The organism is Corynebacterium sp. HMSC065H09 (assembly GCF_001812845.1).
GTDB classification, from domain to species: Bacteria; Actinomycetota; Actinomycetes; order Mycobacteriales; family Mycobacteriaceae; genus Corynebacterium; species Corynebacterium jeikeium_D.
The window spans coordinates 88,973-104,332 of the sequence record NZ_KV810602.1 but is presented as its reverse complement, the minus strand read 5'-3'; the positions used below and the strand labels follow the sequence as shown (position 1 = coordinate 104,332).

Here is a 15,360-nt window from a genome sequence, read left to right as displayed (position 1 = left end):
CTCGAGTACGGGGCGAATCTCTGTGAGCACGCTGCGAAGGCGGTTTTTCGTTCGGGTGGCGTCTTTGGCGATGTCGTCGTGGAATCCGGCGAGCATCTTCAGCGCTGCTAGTATCTCGTCGTCGCGGTCGACTGCCCGCAGTGTGTGCGGCATGGTGCGGGCGGTGTCGGCGATGATGAATGCATCCCGGCGGACGGTTTTTGATCGTCCAGGGTAGAGATCGGCTGCTTTTCGCATGGCTAGGTCGGGGAGGTCTCCGACCGTGCAACCGCAGTCGCGGGCCACGGCGATGGGCAGGGCGCCGATCGTGTTGGGTTGATCGACGACCATGAAAACGCTGCCGTGGGCCTGCATGGACGAGAAGATTTCGCGCCGTGCGGCTTCGTCTTGGGGGCAGTGGATTGTCGTAAATTCTCTCGCCGGTGTTGGTCAGCGCGCAGGCATGGTGGTCGGTTTTGCCGACGTCGAGGCCGATGATGATGTCGGGTTTTGTGGACGGTTCCATGGTGGTGCCCTTCTGTTGCGGCTGGTCACAGGTGTCTTGGACATCCGTTGCAGGCACCCACGTTACGACGAGACCTCTGTTTGGTCCGTGTCCCTATTAGCTGTCAGCGGTTGTCCCCGGTGTCCGGTGGCAACACCCCCGGATTATGGAAATGTTCACGCAGATAAGCCATGCCGGGCCCGGTGACCGCGCCCCGTGAGGGGGCACCATCACGGTAACGGATCGAACGGCGTCCGTGAATTCGCACCTCAACAACGCCTGCAACTTAGACACTTTTTCACCGGCTCCTTGGGCGGGATTGGCTTACTTTTCTTGAAGTTTTAGACCTAAATCGGCACTCTTCAGAAGTTGTAACTAAACCGAACGTTCGTTACAGTTACTGGAATGACAGGTACCGACCACGCCGCTTCCACGAGGGCTAATCCGCCCACTTCAGTCACCCACAGGTGGATCTTCCTCGCTATCATCAGCGCCGGCCTACTACTCATCGGCATAGATAACTCGGTGCTCTACACTGCTCTGCCGGTTCTGCGCGAGCAGCTCCACACAACCGAGTTAGAGGGCCTGTGGATCATCAACGCCTACCCACTGGTAATCTCCGCACTCCTCCTCGGCACAGGCACCCTGGGCGACCGCATCGGTCACCGCAAGATGTTTCTTGTGGGCCTGACAATTTTTGGCTTCTCATCCCTGGCCGCGGCCTTTGCGCCGCACGCCTGGGCGCTGGTCATCGCCCGCGGCTGTCTAGGACTGGGCGCCGCGACCATGATGCCGGCGACCCTCGCACTGCTACGTGAGACCTTCCGCCACCCTCGTGAACTTGCCACAGCTATTGGCATTTGGTCTGCCACGGCAACACTGGGTGCCGCCGCTGGCCCCGTCGTTGGCGGTTTCCTATTGGAGCACTTCTGGTGGGGCTCAATCTTCCTTATCAACATCCCTGTAGTAATTTTCGCAATCATTGGCACGCTGATTTTTGCTCCGCCGAATCAGCCCAACCCAGCCAAGCGCTGGGATTTCCTCACCAGCCTCTACGCGATGCTGTCCATGCTGGGCCTGGTTTCGCTCATTAAGGAACTCGCTGGTCATCGCTCCTCCACCGTCATCGTCGCAGCTATCGCCTGCGGGCTAGTGGGCGCGGTACTGTTTCAGCGTCGTCAGGCACGTCTCACTGAACCCCTCATCGACTTCTCCGTCTTCCGTTCGCGGATGTTTTCCGGTGGCGTGCTGGCAGCCGCGCTTGCCATGTTTGTCCTGGCAGGCGCCGAATTGATGACGACGCAGCGCTTCCAGATTTCCGTCGGATACACACCACTCGACGCGGGCTTGCTAGTTGCCACCGCGGCACTGGCGTCCTTGCCAGTTGGTGTCATCGGCGGCATGGTGCTGCATCGAGTGGGTTTCCGCACACTCATCACCGGCGGATTCCTCCTCAACGCCATCGGCCTGGCAGGCATGTACTACGGTGTTTCCTCGGGCAATTTCCCGCTCATGATCGCAGGATTGATACTGCTCGGCGCGGGCGCAGGTTCTGTGATGTCGGTGTCGTCGACCGCGATTATCGGCTCAGCCCCGAGGTCAAAGGCCGGTATGGCGGCGGCGATGGAATCCGTGTCCTACGAATTTGGCACACTGATCACCGTCGCAATCACAGGCAGCCTCCTACCCATGTTCTACGCCTTGTTCACGCCTGTCGACGCCAGCATCTCACTCACCGATGCACTTCACACGCCAGCGCTTAACGACGGCGCCCGCGCCGGCCTCGACAGTTCCTACCTGGCCATTTTGATTATCCTGGCTGTCGTTGCTGTCATTGCAGCGATTGCGACTGCGGTGGCATTCCGCGGCAACCCGAAGGAGACTGAATATGCGCACGAGTAAGCGCACTGCCATCCTCGACACAATCGTTGAGATTATCGAGACAAGCGGTTTTTCCGAGGTCACCTACGAAAATGTTGCAACTCAATGCGGAATGAGTAAATCAGGATTGATTTACCACTTCCCCTCCCGTGAAGACATGATCCGCAGCGTCCATGAGCACATGGCGCAGTTATGGGAGGAGGAGCTTATCGAAGCCGCAGGAGGACCTGCGGAGGAGGTATCCCCCGCCAACCGCCTACGCGCAAACCTCCAGGTCTCGCTGGATACGGCAACGAGGGCCGAGCTACTCATGTCCATCGACTCTGCCGCCGACCCGGAGCTACGCGAGATTTGGACGCGCCTTTTGCGCCGGTGGAATCCGCCGGTAGAACGGATTGCCACCGACCAGGATGCCTGCATGGCCTACGTTGTCCAAATGATTTCCGATGGACTCTGGGCTAACGACTACCTCAATGGCAATCAGCTCACGAAAGCGCAGCGCAAGGCAATCGCCGAGGCTGCGGCAAAGCTGATTCCAGAGTCGATGGAGTAGCCAGCTCTAGACGCCCTTGCGCTGAACGTCCTTGAGCTCGGAGTCAGTGGCCAGGCCATAGTTGGCACCCTCATAGACAGCCTTTGCTCGACTCGTTCCGTCGAGCACATACTCGCTAAAGGACAGCACCATCGAGCCGAGCACATTCTTGGACGGATCATCCAGGTAGGTGCCGTGGTAGGAACCGGTGACTACCGCTTCCCAGGCGGGCCCTGCAGCATCGCGGTAACCACGTCGATCGGCATCAAAAGGAACGATGTCCTCGTGCTCAGCAATGGCCACCAGGCTCGGAATCTCCGGAGGGGTGGAGATCAGTCCAGCGTCGGAAGGCCCTGGGTTGATAGCAACCAGACCACGGGTGACCATATCGATGCCCGCAGCCTGGAAGGCCTTATCCATCCTGTTGTTCAGGAAGATTGCGGAGCCGCCACCTGCAGAGTGCCCGACCAGCATCGTCCGGGAGAAATCGATCTTGCCTGCAAGTGGCGTGGACTCGTCCTCATTGGCCGCTGCGGCCACGGAAGCTGCCAGCACCATCTGCGGCGCGAACCAGTTGGTGAAGTTGTAGCCAAGAGCCACGACATATCCGTGGCTTGCATAGAGTCGCGCTTGCGCGTCGTACATACCTGGCTCAGTACCAATGCCAGGGCTCAGAACCATCAGCGGCGCGGACTCCATGGAGTCGATATCCGCCGGGTAAATGAGCTGCGCGCCAACTGGGGAGGCGTTGGCCGATTCCGGCAACACGTCATAGCAGCCGGTGGTGCCGTGGAGACCGTGGAGGTCCCGCAGTACGCGGTTGTAGATGGTGTAGACGACACCGTCACATGGCATTGCTTCACGGGTTGCGGCAACTGGGTGGGAGCCCATCGCTCCGAACTCCTTGCGCAGGTGCCCCGCCTCTGGGGCGAACGGCTCGGTGATATGGCCACTTTCACCACCGGAGATGGCGCGGTTTACGCCACCCATGACATCCACCAGACCACCGCCAATTTTGTCCACGGTTTCCGAGTTCTGGTAGTCAACAGTGCTTTCACGTGCAGTGATGTCCGGCAGCTGACCAATGCGCGGTGCCGCCTGCGCTGGCACCTGCCCGCCGAGAACTACACCAGCTGCGAGCGAAAGAGCAACCACCTTCGAGAACTTACGCCCCTGCCCTTGACGGGATGCCGACACGGTCTTTCCGGCCGCCCTTAGTGAACCAATCATCGTTTTCCTTAACTCTTGCCAAGAACCTAGGAATACGAATTTACCTAATACGTAAATACATACGTAAAGAAAGAAATAGCCTCCCCCATCTTTCACCCCTCAAACAATCATTCAGAGCGCTGAAAATGTTCACTCTCGCCCAAAATTAACACCACCACCCCCATTTCCTACCCCCTTTCCACGAGTGCACAAATTCAGAAAACCCACCTCACCACCGTTACCCACATATTTTTATTACCTTTTTCCACAAACGCCTCCGCTGCCTCCCTACCAGCGCATACCTTATTGACACCAAGGACAAAGTGGCCACGCCCACACTCACTGTTAACCGACAACCGAGTGCGCATGGCCCTTAATAAAACCCCGAACAGAAAAGAACTCCCACAATGAGAATCGGCATCCCTTTAGAACCCGATCCCCAGCAAACAATTGTGGCTGCGACCCCGGAGACCGTCGGCAAACTCGTCAAGCTTGGCTACGAGGTCGCCGTGCAGGCTGACGCCGGCCTGGCTGCTAAGTTCACCGACGCGGACTACGAATCCGCCGGTGCCACCATTGTCGACGAGTCTGTCTGGCACAGCGATATCGTCGTAACGCTCGACACTCCGCCGGAGCAGTTCCGTGCACTGCTTAACGACGGTGCCATGCTGATCAGCCGACTTGCGCCAGGCCGAAACGAAGAACTGGTCGAAGAACTCGCGCAACGCAACATCACTGCCCTTGCTATGGACGCAGTTCCCCGCATTTCCAGGGCACAGTCGATGGACGTGCTGTCGTCGATGGCCAACATCGGCGGCTACCGCGCAGTAGTCGAAGCGGCTTCTGCATATGGTCGCCTTTTCACTGGTCAGGTGACTGCCGCAGGCAAGATGCCACCAGCTACCGTTTACGTCATCGGCGCTGGTGTCGGCGGACTTGCGGCGATCGGTACGGCCAACTCGATGGGCGCGATTGTCAAGGCAACAGACCTGCGCCCTGAAGCCGGTGAACAGGTCGAATCGATGGGTGCAGAGTTCATCCCGATTCCGGCCGCCACCGAGAAGTCCGAAGATGGCTACGCCAAGGAAATGACCAATGATCAGGCTGCCGCTGCCGCGAAGCTCTACTCCGAGCAGTCCGCGCAGGCTGACATTGTCATTACCACCGCGAATATCCCTGGCCGTCGCTCTCCACTGCTGCTGACTGCTGCCGATGTTGCAGCTATGAAGCCAGGCAGCGTCATCGTCGACATGGCTGCCGCCGGTGGCGGCAACTGCGAGATGACCGTTCCAGGCAAGACCATTGTCACTGACAACGGTGTGACCATCATCGGTTACACCGACCTTGCAGGACGTCTGCCCGCGCAGGCATCGTCGCTGTACGGCCAGAACATTTTCAACCTGTTCAAGCTGATCACGCCGGAAAAGGATGGCTCTCCAGTTCTCAATCTCGAGGACGAGATTATCCGTGGCATCACGGTGACAAAGGCTCGCTCACAAAATGGCGCCGGCGCTACCGGAGCTGAGATTCTCTGGCCACCACCGCCAATCAAGGTCGCTGTCACCCCTGCTGCCCCACTGCAGGAGCAGCAGGCTCACCAGGCCGCATTAGAAGAGAATGCGCCGGAGAAGGTTTCCTTCATGGGATCTGGCCTGGGCTCGAAGATTGCTCTGGGCCTGACGGCACTGCTGGCAATTGTGGTTATGCTCAGCGCACCGCACAGCGTGAGCGCCAACTTCATGGTTCTCACCTTGGCTATCGTGCTTGGCTTCTACGTAATCTCCGCGGTCACGCCGCGCCTACACACACCGCTGATGTCTGAGACCAACGCGATTTCCGGCATTGTTCTGGTGGGTGCGATTCTCCAGGTGGGAAGCTCCAACCTGCTGGTTTCCGGTCTCGCGTTCGCGGCCATCGTGGTTAGCTCCATCAATATCTTCGGCGGTTTCGCCGTCACCGACCGCATGCTTGGCATGTTTGTGAAAGAGGAGGCATAAAGTCTAATGGCTAGCATTGATACTGCTTCGCTTCTGGACTGGACCTACCGCCTGTCCAACGTCGGCTACATTGTCGCCGCCGTCCTGTTCCTCGCTGCCCTCTCGGGCCTGTCCAAGCCGGAGACCGCTCGCCGCGGTAACTCCTTCGGTATCGCCGGTATGGCTGTAGCCGTCGTCATTGCCATCTTCCAGGCACTCGTGACCGCAGACACCAAGCCGGATACTCACTTCTCGCCGCTGATTACCCTGATTCTCATCGTTGTCGCTATCGGCATCGGTGGTGTCATCGGTATCAGTCGCGCACGCCGCGTTGCCATGACTGGCATGCCGCAGCTGATTGCACTGTTCAATGGTCTGGTCGGACTCGGCGCTATCTTCATCGGCTTCAACTCCTACATCTTCGCCGAAGATGTAGCCCCCGATGCCCTGAAGTTCCACTTCGGTGAGGTCTACATTGGCGTCTTCATCGGCGCTGTGACCTTCACTGGCTCCATCGTCGCAGGCCTGAAGCTGTCTGAGAAGATCAAGGGCTCGCCGCTTCTGCTGCCGGGCCGCAACGCTCTGAACATTGCCATTCTGGTGGTCACTCTGGTTCTCCTGGCTGTCTTCATCGCAACCGGCACCGAGGGCGGCGCCATCGCATGGGCATGCATGGTTGCAGTGACTGCTTTGGGCCTGTTCTTGGGCTGGCACCTGGTCATCGCCATCGGTGGCGGCGACATGCCGGTTGTCGTGTCCATCATGAACTCGTACTCCGGCTGGGCCGCCGCTTTCACCGGTCTCATGCTTGGCAACCCGCTGCTCATCATCACTGGTGCGCTGGTTGGTTCCTCCGGCGCCTACCTGTCGTACATCATGTGTGAGGCCATGAACCGCTCCTTTGCCAACGTTATTCTGGGTGGCTTTGGCTCCGAGGCTTCGTCGGGAAGCGCCGTGGAAGGCTCCCACACCGAGGTCAGCCACGAGGACACCTCCGAGATTCTGCGTGACGCAGACAAGATCCTCATCGCTCCGGGCTACGGTATGGCTGTGGCACAGGCTCAGTACGCTGTTGCTGACCTAGTCCGTAACCTGCGTGAGGCCGGCAAGGAAGTGGTCTTCGGTATCCACCCAGTCGCTGGCCGCCTGCCGGGTCACATGAACGTGCTGCTGGCTGAGGCCAAGGTTCCCTACGACATCGTGCTGGAGCTGGACGAGGTCAACGATGACTTCGCTGATGTGGATGTCACCCTGGTCATCGGTGCAAATGACACCGTCAACCCGATGGCAGAGCAGCCGGGCTCCCCGATTGCGGGTATGCCGGTGCTGAAGGTGTGGGAATCTGAGCGCGTGATTGTTCTCAAGCGTTCGATGGGTTCGGGTTACTCGGGCGTGCAGAACCCGTTGTTCTTCAACGAAAACACCGACATGCTTATCGGCGATGCGAAGGCCAGCGTCGACTCTCTGAACCGCATCCTGGCGAGTTCGAAGGTCAACGCTTAAAACTTCAGGCAAGCAACGCCGTACAAATCGGAGCCTAGGCGATTAATTCCTAGGCTTCGCCACGGGCTGCATCACGAACCATCGTGATGTGCTCAATGCCGGCTTCTATGAAGGTCTCCCCGATCTCATGGAAGCCGGCTTTTGCGTACACAGCCTTCGCCTGCGTCTGGGCATGCAGAATCAGCCCCGTATCTGGGTGGTCAGCGATGACCTGCTGCAGCAGTTTCGAGGACAACCCCCTACCCCGGCTCGCAGCATCGACGACAACTCGGCCGATGGTGCGCGGGTAGCTCGTCGAGAACTCATCGAGCGTGTCAATTACACGCAAGTACGCAATAATCTTGCGGGAGTCATTGTCGTCGCGGATGAAATAGTGCTCTGCGGTATCTTCCAGGTCGCGCCAATCCATTTCCGGCTCTGTACAGGACTGCTCAAGATAGAACACATCGGTGCGCAGTGCCGAGATGGCATAAACATCCGTCGCGCTGAGTTGAGAAAAGGAGGCGTGTTCAATCATGGTGGCTGATTTTACTGCGAAGAACGGTGTGACGCTCATAGCTGGCAAACGTAGTGGCGCACCATCGCGCAGAATGAAGCCGCAGACCTATACCGCCCGCACCCGGCGGAATTGTACCTTCGCGCCGGGCACCAATTGCCCGGCCCTCGACAATGACGGCTCCGTCAACACACCAATGACCGGATATCCACCCGTCGCCGGATGATCAGGACCGAAAATAATCGGCTGCCCCGATGCGGGCACTTGTATCGCACCGGGGACCATTCCCTCGCTTGCCAACTCATGGGTGACCTGGCGCTCAAGAGTAGTCCCATTCAGCCGAAGTCCGACGCGGTTGGCCTCTTGCGTCACGGTCCATGTCTCGTGAAAGAAATCACTGACGCTTTCCCGCGTAAACCAGTCCGCCCGAGGGCCAGGAACAACATCTAAGCGCGCAGCCTCGCTCGACCAATGAGGCGCGGGATAAATTGCGATTGACGACCCCGTCGAATACTCCGGGTCGCCGACCTGCAAGACCTGACCGGCCTGCAAAGGCGCTGGGCCGAGCTTGCCGAGCGTATCGTATGACCGCGAGCCCAGCACTTCCGCGACATCGATGCCCCCTCGAATCGCGACGTACCCGCGAAGACCTGCATCGAAGGTACCAAGCCGCACAATTGCCTTCGCCCCGACCACAATTCGACTATTCATCGAGGTCTTGATGACCTTGCCATCCTGCTCGACAGTCACCTCACCGTGGGCTCCTGCGAAGGATATGATTGCTCCCTCCGCTACTTGGAACTCCAACCCGCCGACGACGCACTCAAGCACCGCCAGGCTTTCTTCGTTGACAACCATCCGGTTAGCAGCTGCCGCGGACTCGTGGTCGAACGCACCGGAAGTACTCACGCCCAGGCTGCCTTGCCCTGCACGGCCCAAATCCTGAATCGTCGTCAATATGCCGGGTCGAATAATCTCGATAGAATTCTTCATCTCTTCCGCCCCCTTTTTCTACGCCGCACTCACCGTAGAAGTCGCTTCAAATTGCACCTCAACCCCGGGCTCAAGCAGCGCCGGATTAGGCCGATTCAAGTCCCACATCTCCACATCTGTATGTCCCAAGAGCTGCCAGCCACCGGGCGAATCGATGGGATATACACCTGCGAATTGGCCCGCAAGTCCGACGGAGCCCTTGGGAACTCGAGTGCGCGGCGTCGTAAGGCGGGGAATATCAAGCGGCTCTGGCCACCCCTGACCGCTCCCGCGCACCATGTAATAAAAGCCCGGCGCGAATCCACCGAACGCGGCCGTCCAAGGGCGTTCGCAGTGCCAATCGATTAACGCTTGAGGGCTCATCCCAAGGCTTTGTGCCAAGGACTCAAGGTCCGCGCCGTCATAGTGAACGGGAATCGTCATTGTTTTTCGCTTGTCGACGGTCTGCCTCTGCGCATTGTTGCCCCGCAGCGCGGTTTCTACTGCGCCGAGGTAACGACGAGCCGGTCCGCGAAAGCGAAGAAGGAGCGTTTGGGCTGCAGGTACCCTGTCAACGAGTCCCTCAATCTCAGCCGCAGCAGAGTGTGCACGAAGTACCTTCGCCAACGGATTGGCCGATGATGAATAGTCGATAAGCAGCGCATTTGTTCCCATAGGGCGAATCTCGGCCATGGCGGTGCTGATCCTTTCTTTCTTGCGGGGTTGAAAAACTGCGGTTGATAAGACCGGTGTGCGAGTCCGCGCTATACGTGGGCAGCGACGGTGACTCCGGCGTCGACGAGCCCTTGGCGAATCATACGGGAGAGTTCGACCGCACCAGGGGTGTCTCCGTGCAAACAAATAGAGTCAGCCTGCACGGTCAACGGTGAACCGTCGTAGGCGACGATTGGTTCCCCGCTAGCCATTGCAATGACGCGTTTGACGACGGCATCGGGTTCTACAATGACCGACCCCTCGAGTACTCGGGACACCAGAGTTCCATCGGAGTTGTAAGCGCGATCTGCAAAAGCTTCCCTAATCACAGGGAGGTCCGCGTCGAGGCTGAGCCGTTCGATGACCGACCCCGGCTGCGCCATAATGGCAAGCTCATCTCCGCAGGTGGAGCGAGCGAGCAGGAGCGCCTCCACCACTGCAGCGGCCTGATTTTCATCCACTGCGATGCGGTTGTAGAGGGCACCGTGGGGCTTGACGTAGGAAACTTCGGTACCCACCGCCCGTGCACATGCCGAAAGTGCACCAATCTGGTAGACGGTTTCGGCTCGCAATTCTCGATGTGAGTAATCCATGCGTCGTCGTCCGAATCCGGCGAGATCGCGGTAGGCGACGTGCGCGCCGATGCGAATTCCGCGCACGGCAGCTGCCTCACAGGTCTCCATCATGACGCTAGCGTCACCCGCGTGATACCCGCAGGCAATATTGGCACTGGTCGCAATGTTCAGCAGAGCGATATCATCACCCATCTTCCACGAGCCGAACGCTTCCCCAAGGTCAGAGTTGAGATCGATAGTGGCGCCCATAAACGTCACCGCTCCTTCCAAGTAATAATGCTGGTCTTTGTACCGTTGTTATGTTGGTTCTCATCTGAGCTGTGCGAGAAACCGGGGGGGATTAGCCGAGCATTTCAAACACACCGCCGAATGAGCGCCACGCCAAGAACCAGGCGACTGCGACACCCAAGATTCCGATAGCCGCCAACCACTTCGGGTACTTGTAACCATTCATGAGATCCGCACGGAACAGCGCGATGTAAATCAGCACAGTAACGCCAATTGGAAGAACCAAACCATTGAAGGCTCCGGCGAAAACCAACAGCGTCGCTGGAGCCGTACCGATGACACCGAAGAGCAGCGTGGAGATTGCAATTAGGACAATGGTGATCGTGTTTTGAGTCTTGGCTCCAGCACCCGAGGAACGAGTCAGAAATGTTGCTGAGGTGTAGCTGGCACCCACAATCGACGAGATTCCCGCAGCCCACAGGACAACGCCAAAGAAGCGCATACCCCAATCTCCTGCCGCAGCTTGGAATGCCTCTGCAGCGGGGTTTCCATCCGTATTGAGGACCACGCCACCCGCAACCACTCCCAAGACAGCTAGGAAAAGGAGGAAACGCATGATGGCTGTGACGATGATGCTCGTAACAGATGAGCGAGTGGTCTGTGCGAGGTTCTCTACACCGCCGGCGCCAGCATCAAGCATGCGGTGAGCGCCAGCGTAAGTAATGTACCCGCCAACAGTGCCACCGACGAGCGTGATGATTGCCAACAAGTCAATCGTGTCGGGCATGACCGTGTTCTTCAGTGCTTCCCCTACTGGCGGGTTAGAACTGAACGCCACAATTCCAGTGACCAGAATCATCACGACACCGAGCACAACGAGTGCCTTGTCCAGCGCCATACCCGCCCGACGGGAGAGGAAGAAGCCAATGGCGAGGATTGCAGTAACAATGCCGCCAATCTTTGCGTCCACGCCCAACATCGCGTTCGCACCAAGTCCAGCACCGCCGACGTTGCCAATATTGAAGACCACACCACCGATGACAATGAGAATTGACATTAACCAGCCCAGCCCCGGAAGCACGGCGTTGCCGAGCTCCTGCGCGCGGCGTCCAGAGACAGCAATCACTCGCCACACGTTGAGCTGAATCGCGATATCAAGAAGCACCGAGATCACAATGGCAAAGGCGAAAGCCGCGCCAAGCTTGGCCGTAAAGGTTGCGGTCTGGGTGAGGAAGCCCGGCCCGATAGCACTGGTCGCCATCAGGAATACGGCGCCGAGGAGTGCCGTTCGCCGCGCCTTATGGGCAGATGTTGAAGCGTCCATAGCGTAAGGCCTTTCCCTACAAGTCTGACGATTCCCACGTTGAAGGATTCCCACGTTGAAGATCGCCTGCACAGAGATTGTTGAACAATGTCTCGTATGTTAATTGGTGATGGCCGCCACACAAAAGTGCTTTAGTAGTCTGTATTACATGACTACCCCCGGAAGCATCCTCGACGATCAGCCCCACACGTCCTCTGGGGAAAAACAACAAGACGTTTCAGTAGCGGATGTCACCGCAACTGTCCTGCGCCGAGAGATTCTCGCCGGAAAGCACTACAGTGGCGAGCAGCTCCGTGAAACCCAACTTGCTGCGCGACTGCAGGTCAGTCGCAACACCATCCGACAGGTCTACCGCAAGCTGGAATCTGAGGGGCTACTTACTCACATCCCTCATCACGGCGTGTTTATCGCTTCCTTCGACAAACAACGCATCCGCGAACTGTATGCCTTTCGCCATGTCGTCGAATGCGGAACACTGCGATCGCTAAGCAAGAGCCAGGCAAAGCTCCTCGGCGAAGAGATTCTTTCTATTTGTGGTTCACAGTCATCATTGAACCTTCCCGAACGGAATAATGCCTTTCACCTCGCCATCGTCAGAGCTTCCGGGTCCCCCGACCTGTTAGCCACCGCCGAATCAATTCAGGCCCAACTCCGTCTTTGCTTCCTCTCCTACCCCCAAAGCATCGAACTCCATGCCCGATACGCCGATCGCCACATCAGTATCGCCAAAGTTCTCATCGAGGACACCCCAAACCACGCCGCCGACCTCCTCAGCGCCTACCTCAATGAGTCGTTCAGTGCCGTCACCGCTGCCCTCCCGCTTGCCGACCGTTGATAATTAGCTGCTAGGACTAAAGTGATGGACATGGCAGCAAATTCAGGCAACGCATACGCAATGACCATTCCGGAGTTCGGCCCCGCTGACATTTTCACCAGGACACTTATCGATCATGCTCAGCCCGGTCCCGGCGAAATCCTGGTCAAAACCACAGCCATCGGCGCGAATCCGCTGGATTACAAGATGCGCGATGGCTCTTCCGGTCTGTGCGCAAAGTTCACCCCTCCCGCCGTCCTCGGACGCGAAGCCGCTGGCGAAGTCGTTGCCGTCGGCGAAGGTGTGGACAACTTCCACCCCGGCGACCGAGTCTTCGGCATGCGCGGCTTCGATGACTTCCGCGGCACCTACGCAACGCACAACGTCTTCCCCGCCGACGGTGTGGTTCGAACACCCGATTCGCTTGACGACGTAACCGCTGCGGGCCTTGCCCTAGTGGGAATCACGGCGACCGTGGCTGTCGATCAGCTAGCGAAGGTAAAAAGCGGTGACACCGTACTCATTCATGGTGCCGGCGGCGGCGTTGGCCAGCTGATGACGCAGCTGGCAGTTGCCCGTGGCGCAACTGTGTTGGCCAGTGCGTCGTCACGCCATCATGAAAAACTAGTGGGCTTTGGCGCGCAGCATCTTGATTACACAGCGGAAGATGTATTCGAGGTTGTGCGTCGACGGTTCCCCGAGGGCGTAGATGTTGTGCTCGATGGCGTGTACTTCGACACCTTCCTGCCCTCGCTGGATGTGTTGCCATCGGATGGTCGGATCGTGGCGCTACCTTCACTGGCCGATCTGGCACCGGCGAAGGAACGTGGCATTGAGGCGCACATTCCGGCTATTTCGAATGACACGACTATTTACGCCGACCTGGCCGACCGCGTGGTTGCCGGTGAGATTTCACTTCCTATCGGACTGACTAAGAATCTCACCGAGGTCGCGGAGGTCCACCGAGTATTGGAAGACGGGCACGCTGACGGCAAGATTGTGATGACCGTCGAGTAAACCAGGTGCGTTACTACAGCTCGCGACGAGCGTTCTGATACGTCTTCGTCAGCGAGCACCACAGCGCGTCGGCATCAGAGATGGCTTCCACCAGCTCCCGGTTGGTCATAGTTTCACGCTGCTCGCGCAGTCGGTTGTTTAGCTTCCGAGCACGAGAGAGCTCACCGCGTAGCTCGATGAGCTCCGGCGTAGCCTCACCGGAGGCAAATACATCTTTGTAGATGGTGCCGACACCCATTGTGGTGTTCACGTTGTCCCAGGCAGAGAGGATTGCGGTGAGCTGGTACTCGGTGTCCATGGCAATCTGTTGCAGCTCAGCGTGATTACGCTCGGCGAGCTCGTGCGCCTCAGCGCTGCGGCGCACACCGACCCACGCCTGGTATGCAATGAGAATCGCAAGCACCAAGCCCGCAACTGGCAATGCATATTGCAGAATCCACAGCGTGACACCGAAGAGCTGAACAATCAGGCCGAAGAAGAAAAATACGACAATGACCGTCGCGCACCCGTTGTCGGAGCCTGAGCGTTTACTCATCGCGGCGTCACCTCCGCCGCAGCATTCAAAATCGCATCGGCCCCCAGGTGGCTGGCGTAGCCAAGTCCAATGGCTGCTGCCAGAAGGAGTATTGCCAGCAGCGTATAGACGATTGCCTCTTTGACAGTGCTAGTAACCGCAATGCGCTGCTCTTCGTAGTCAACCAGGGCACGCATGTCTTTGGTCGAGGCATTCAATCGACGTTCGAGGTCAACCATGTGTTCCTGCTGCTCGGCGCGTGAGATAGCGATGGCATTCAACGGCACATCAACACTCTCGACACTGGCATATGCCTGCCGACGAGCACTCTTCACGCTGTCGAACGACACTGACGGTGCGGGTGGCACTTTCGTCGGCCCAGTGAGATTCCGCGACACCTTATAGTAAGAGCGCGCTGCGGCTCTCGTCAGTTGGTTGTTGGAGTCGCCTTGATTGCCCATAGTGCCGAGTCTGCCACATGAATTTTCTTTGGCTCGTTATCGCCCACCTCATCGATGATGGCGAAGACATGCATACCTGCATATGGTGCGGCTTCGGCTCGGAGCACGGTCCCCGGGCCTACCCCTGATGTAGCCAAATAGCGCAGCAATTCAGGATCGGAGTCGTTAATACGATCGACTACCACCATCGCGCCAGCTTCGATATCCGTCAGGTCAGTGCGCACTGCGCTGGCGATGGTACCGCTGGCGCTGGGAATTGGATCGCCATGCGGATCGCGCTCAGGGAATCCCAGCATTGCATCAATGCGACTAATGAAATCATCCGAGACCGCATGCTCAAGCTTTTCAGCTTCCTCGTGAACCTCATCCCAGGTGTATCCCAGAGTCGAGACCAAGAAGCTTTCAATAAGCCGGTGGCGACGCACCATGATCAGCGCAATATCCCGCCCACGGTCCGACAGGCTAATGCCCCGGTACGGCTCGTGGTTGACAAGTCCACGTGCAGCTAGCTTCTTCACAGCTTCGCTGGCGGTGGGCTTCTTTTCACCCATCCGCTCAGCGACGTCGCCTAGTGCCACTTTTTCACCGGTGCGCTCGTGCAAATCCCAAATGACCTTGAGGTAGTCCTGGGTCTTTGCTGGTAAATCCTCCACGTGCATT

Annotated in this window: 15 protein-coding genes and 1 pseudogene; 6 read left to right on the top strand and 10 right to left on the bottom strand. The window is 58.2% G+C overall.

The genetic code is table 11. The annotated features are described in order from the left end of the window. A pseudogene (locus HMPREF2878_RS09845) lies at positions 1-505 on the bottom strand (IS110 family transposase); the annotation flags it as partial. A gap of 384 nt (positions 506-889) precedes the next feature. Between HMPREF2878_RS09845 and HMPREF2878_RS09840 the strand changes: the two are divergent. After that, positions 890-2,386: an MFS transporter gene (locus tag HMPREF2878_RS09840; RefSeq protein WP_070546442.1), complete on the top strand. Its 1,497-nt coding sequence runs from the start codon at positions 890-892 to the stop codon at positions 2,384-2,386. Continuing rightward, entirely contained in the window at positions 2,373-2,918 is a 546-nt protein-coding gene (locus HMPREF2878_RS09835) for a TetR/AcrR family transcriptional regulator (protein ID WP_049189337.1), read from the top strand. Before HMPREF2878_RS09840 ends, HMPREF2878_RS09835 begins: the two co-directional genes overlap by 14 nt. Before the next feature lie 6 nt (positions 2,919-2,924). Here the strand turns inward: HMPREF2878_RS09835 and HMPREF2878_RS09830 are convergent, their stop codons facing one another. Continuing rightward, positions 2,925-4,127 carry an alpha/beta hydrolase gene (locus HMPREF2878_RS09830; RefSeq protein WP_070653435.1) on the bottom strand — a complete coding sequence of 401 codons (1,203 nt, stop codon included), beginning with the start codon at positions 4,125-4,127 and terminating at the stop codon, positions 2,925-2,927. 386 nt (positions 4,128-4,513) lie between these two features. Here HMPREF2878_RS09830 and HMPREF2878_RS11235 point away from each other — a divergent pair, with 386 nt between their 5' ends. Next, positions 4,514-6,103 carry a Re/Si-specific NAD(P)(+) transhydrogenase subunit alpha gene (locus HMPREF2878_RS11235; RefSeq protein WP_070653434.1) on the top strand — a complete coding sequence of 530 codons (1,590 nt, stop codon included), beginning with the start codon at positions 4,514-4,516 and terminating at the stop codon, positions 6,101-6,103. A gap of 6 nt (positions 6,104-6,109) precedes the next feature. Further along, on the top strand, positions 6,110-7,585 hold the full coding sequence (locus HMPREF2878_RS11230) for an NAD(P)(+) transhydrogenase (Re/Si-specific) subunit beta (RefSeq protein WP_070653433.1): 1,476 nt from the start codon (positions 6,110-6,112) through the stop codon (positions 7,583-7,585). A 49-nt stretch (positions 7,586-7,634) separates the two neighbouring features. Here HMPREF2878_RS11230 and HMPREF2878_RS09815 read toward each other — a convergent pair whose 3' ends face one another. The 5 genes from HMPREF2878_RS09815 to HMPREF2878_RS09795 form a co-directional block, all read right to left on the bottom strand. Further along, on the bottom strand, positions 7,635-8,102 hold the full coding sequence (locus HMPREF2878_RS09815) for a GNAT family N-acetyltransferase (protein WP_049193633.1): 468 nt from the start codon (positions 8,100-8,102) through the stop codon (positions 7,635-7,637). A gap of 87 nt (positions 8,103-8,189) precedes the next feature. Next, positions 8,190-9,074: a 5-oxoprolinase subunit C family protein gene (locus HMPREF2878_RS09810; RefSeq protein ID WP_049172680.1), complete on the bottom strand. Its 885-nt coding sequence runs from the start codon at positions 9,072-9,074 to the stop codon at positions 8,190-8,192. Positions 9,075-9,092: 18 nt separating this feature from the next. Next, the gene (locus tag HMPREF2878_RS09805) at positions 9,093-9,746 is read right to left on the bottom strand and encodes a 5-oxoprolinase subunit B family protein (protein ID WP_049172678.1); all 654 of its coding nucleotides are present in this window, start codon (positions 9,744-9,746) and stop codon (positions 9,093-9,095) included. A 71-nt stretch (positions 9,747-9,817) separates the two neighbouring features. Beyond that, positions 9,818-10,591, bottom strand: a complete 774-nt coding sequence (locus HMPREF2878_RS09800) for a LamB/YcsF family protein (RefSeq protein ID WP_049193632.1) — start codon at positions 10,589-10,591, stop codon at positions 9,818-9,820. Positions 10,592-10,682: 91 nt separating this feature from the next. After that, positions 10,683-11,894 (bottom strand): NRAMP family divalent metal transporter, encoded by a 1,212-nt coding sequence (locus tag HMPREF2878_RS09795; protein WP_049193630.1) that lies wholly within the window; start codon positions 11,892-11,894, stop codon positions 10,683-10,685. 148 nt (positions 11,895-12,042) lie between these two features. Between HMPREF2878_RS09795 and HMPREF2878_RS09790 the strand changes: the two genes are divergently transcribed. Together HMPREF2878_RS09790 and HMPREF2878_RS09785 are read left to right on the top strand one after the other, a co-directional pair. Beyond that, positions 12,043-12,729 carry a GntR family transcriptional regulator gene (locus HMPREF2878_RS09790; protein ID WP_049189356.1) on the top strand — a complete coding sequence of 229 codons (687 nt, stop codon included), beginning with the start codon at positions 12,043-12,045 and terminating at the stop codon, positions 12,727-12,729. Positions 12,730-12,759: 30 nt separating this feature from the next. Beyond that, the gene (locus HMPREF2878_RS09785) at positions 12,760-13,725 is read left to right on the top strand and encodes an NADP-dependent oxidoreductase (RefSeq protein ID WP_224784254.1); all 966 of its coding nucleotides are present in this window, start codon (positions 12,760-12,762) and stop codon (positions 13,723-13,725) included. A 13-nt stretch (positions 13,726-13,738) separates the two neighbouring features. On the opposite strand, the gene HMPREF2878_RS09780 is transcribed toward HMPREF2878_RS09785, so the two are convergent. The 3 genes from HMPREF2878_RS09780 to HMPREF2878_RS09770 all read right to left on the bottom strand — a co-directional run bounded on the left by HMPREF2878_RS09780 (position 13,739) and on the right by HMPREF2878_RS09770 (position 15,359). Further along, positions 13,739-14,260 (bottom strand): hypothetical protein, encoded by a 522-nt coding sequence (locus tag HMPREF2878_RS09780; protein ID WP_049193626.1) that lies wholly within the window; start codon positions 14,258-14,260, stop codon positions 13,739-13,741. After that, a complete protein-coding gene (locus HMPREF2878_RS09775; RefSeq protein ID WP_126107947.1) occupies positions 14,257-14,574 on the bottom strand; it encodes a hypothetical protein in 318 nt (105 codons plus the stop codon). The genes HMPREF2878_RS09780 and HMPREF2878_RS09775 overlap by 4 nt, the downstream gene beginning before the upstream one ends. A gap of 92 nt (positions 14,575-14,666) precedes the next feature. After that, on the bottom strand, positions 14,667-15,359 hold the full coding sequence (locus HMPREF2878_RS09770; RefSeq protein WP_049172669.1) for a metal-dependent transcriptional regulator: 693 nt from the start codon (positions 15,357-15,359) through the stop codon (positions 14,667-14,669). Position 15,360 lies beyond the last annotated feature (1 nt).

Bases quoted from the DNA above. Each gene is read 5' to 3' on its own strand.
- HMPREF2878_RS09840 (WP_070546442.1), top strand. From the start codon at position 890: ATGACAGGTACCGACCACGCCGCTTCCACGAGGGCTAATCCGCCCACT.
- HMPREF2878_RS09835 (WP_049189337.1), top strand. From the start codon at position 2,373: ATGCGCACGAGTAAGCGCACTGCCATCCTCGACACAATCGTTGAGATT.
- HMPREF2878_RS09830 (WP_070653435.1), bottom strand. From the start codon at position 4,127: ATGATTGGTTCACTAAGGGCGGCCGGAAAGACCGTGTCGGCATCCCGT.
- HMPREF2878_RS11235 (WP_070653434.1), top strand. From the start codon at position 4,514: ATGAGAATCGGCATCCCTTTAGAACCCGATCCCCAGCAAACAATTGTG.
- HMPREF2878_RS11230 (WP_070653433.1), top strand. From the start codon at position 6,110: ATGGCTAGCATTGATACTGCTTCGCTTCTGGACTGGACCTACCGCCTG.
- HMPREF2878_RS09815 (WP_049193633.1), bottom strand. From the start codon at position 8,102: ATGATTGAACACGCCTCCTTTTCTCAACTCAGCGCGACGGATGTTTAT.
- HMPREF2878_RS09810 (WP_049172680.1), bottom strand. From the start codon at position 9,074: ATGAAGAATTCTATCGAGATTATTCGACCCGGCATATTGACGACGATT.
- HMPREF2878_RS09805 (WP_049172678.1), bottom strand. From the start codon at position 9,746: ATGGCCGAGATTCGCCCTATGGGAACAAATGCGCTGCTTATCGACTAT.
- HMPREF2878_RS09800 (WP_049193632.1), bottom strand. From the start codon at position 10,591: ATGGGCGCCACTATCGATCTCAACTCTGACCTTGGGGAAGCGTTCGGC.
- HMPREF2878_RS09795 (WP_049193630.1), bottom strand. From the start codon at position 11,894: ATGGACGCTTCAACATCTGCCCATAAGGCGCGGCGAACGGCACTCCTC.
- HMPREF2878_RS09790 (WP_049189356.1), top strand. From the start codon at position 12,043: ATGACTACCCCCGGAAGCATCCTCGACGATCAGCCCCACACGTCCTCT.
- HMPREF2878_RS09785 (WP_224784254.1), top strand. From the start codon at position 12,760: ATGGCAGCAAATTCAGGCAACGCATACGCAATGACCATTCCGGAGTTC.
- HMPREF2878_RS09780 (WP_049193626.1), bottom strand. From the start codon at position 14,260: ATGAGTAAACGCTCAGGCTCCGACAACGGGTGCGCGACGGTCATTGTC.
- HMPREF2878_RS09770 (WP_049172669.1), bottom strand. From the start codon at position 15,359: ATGCACGTGGAGGATTTACCAGCAAAGACCCAGGACTACCTCAAGGTC.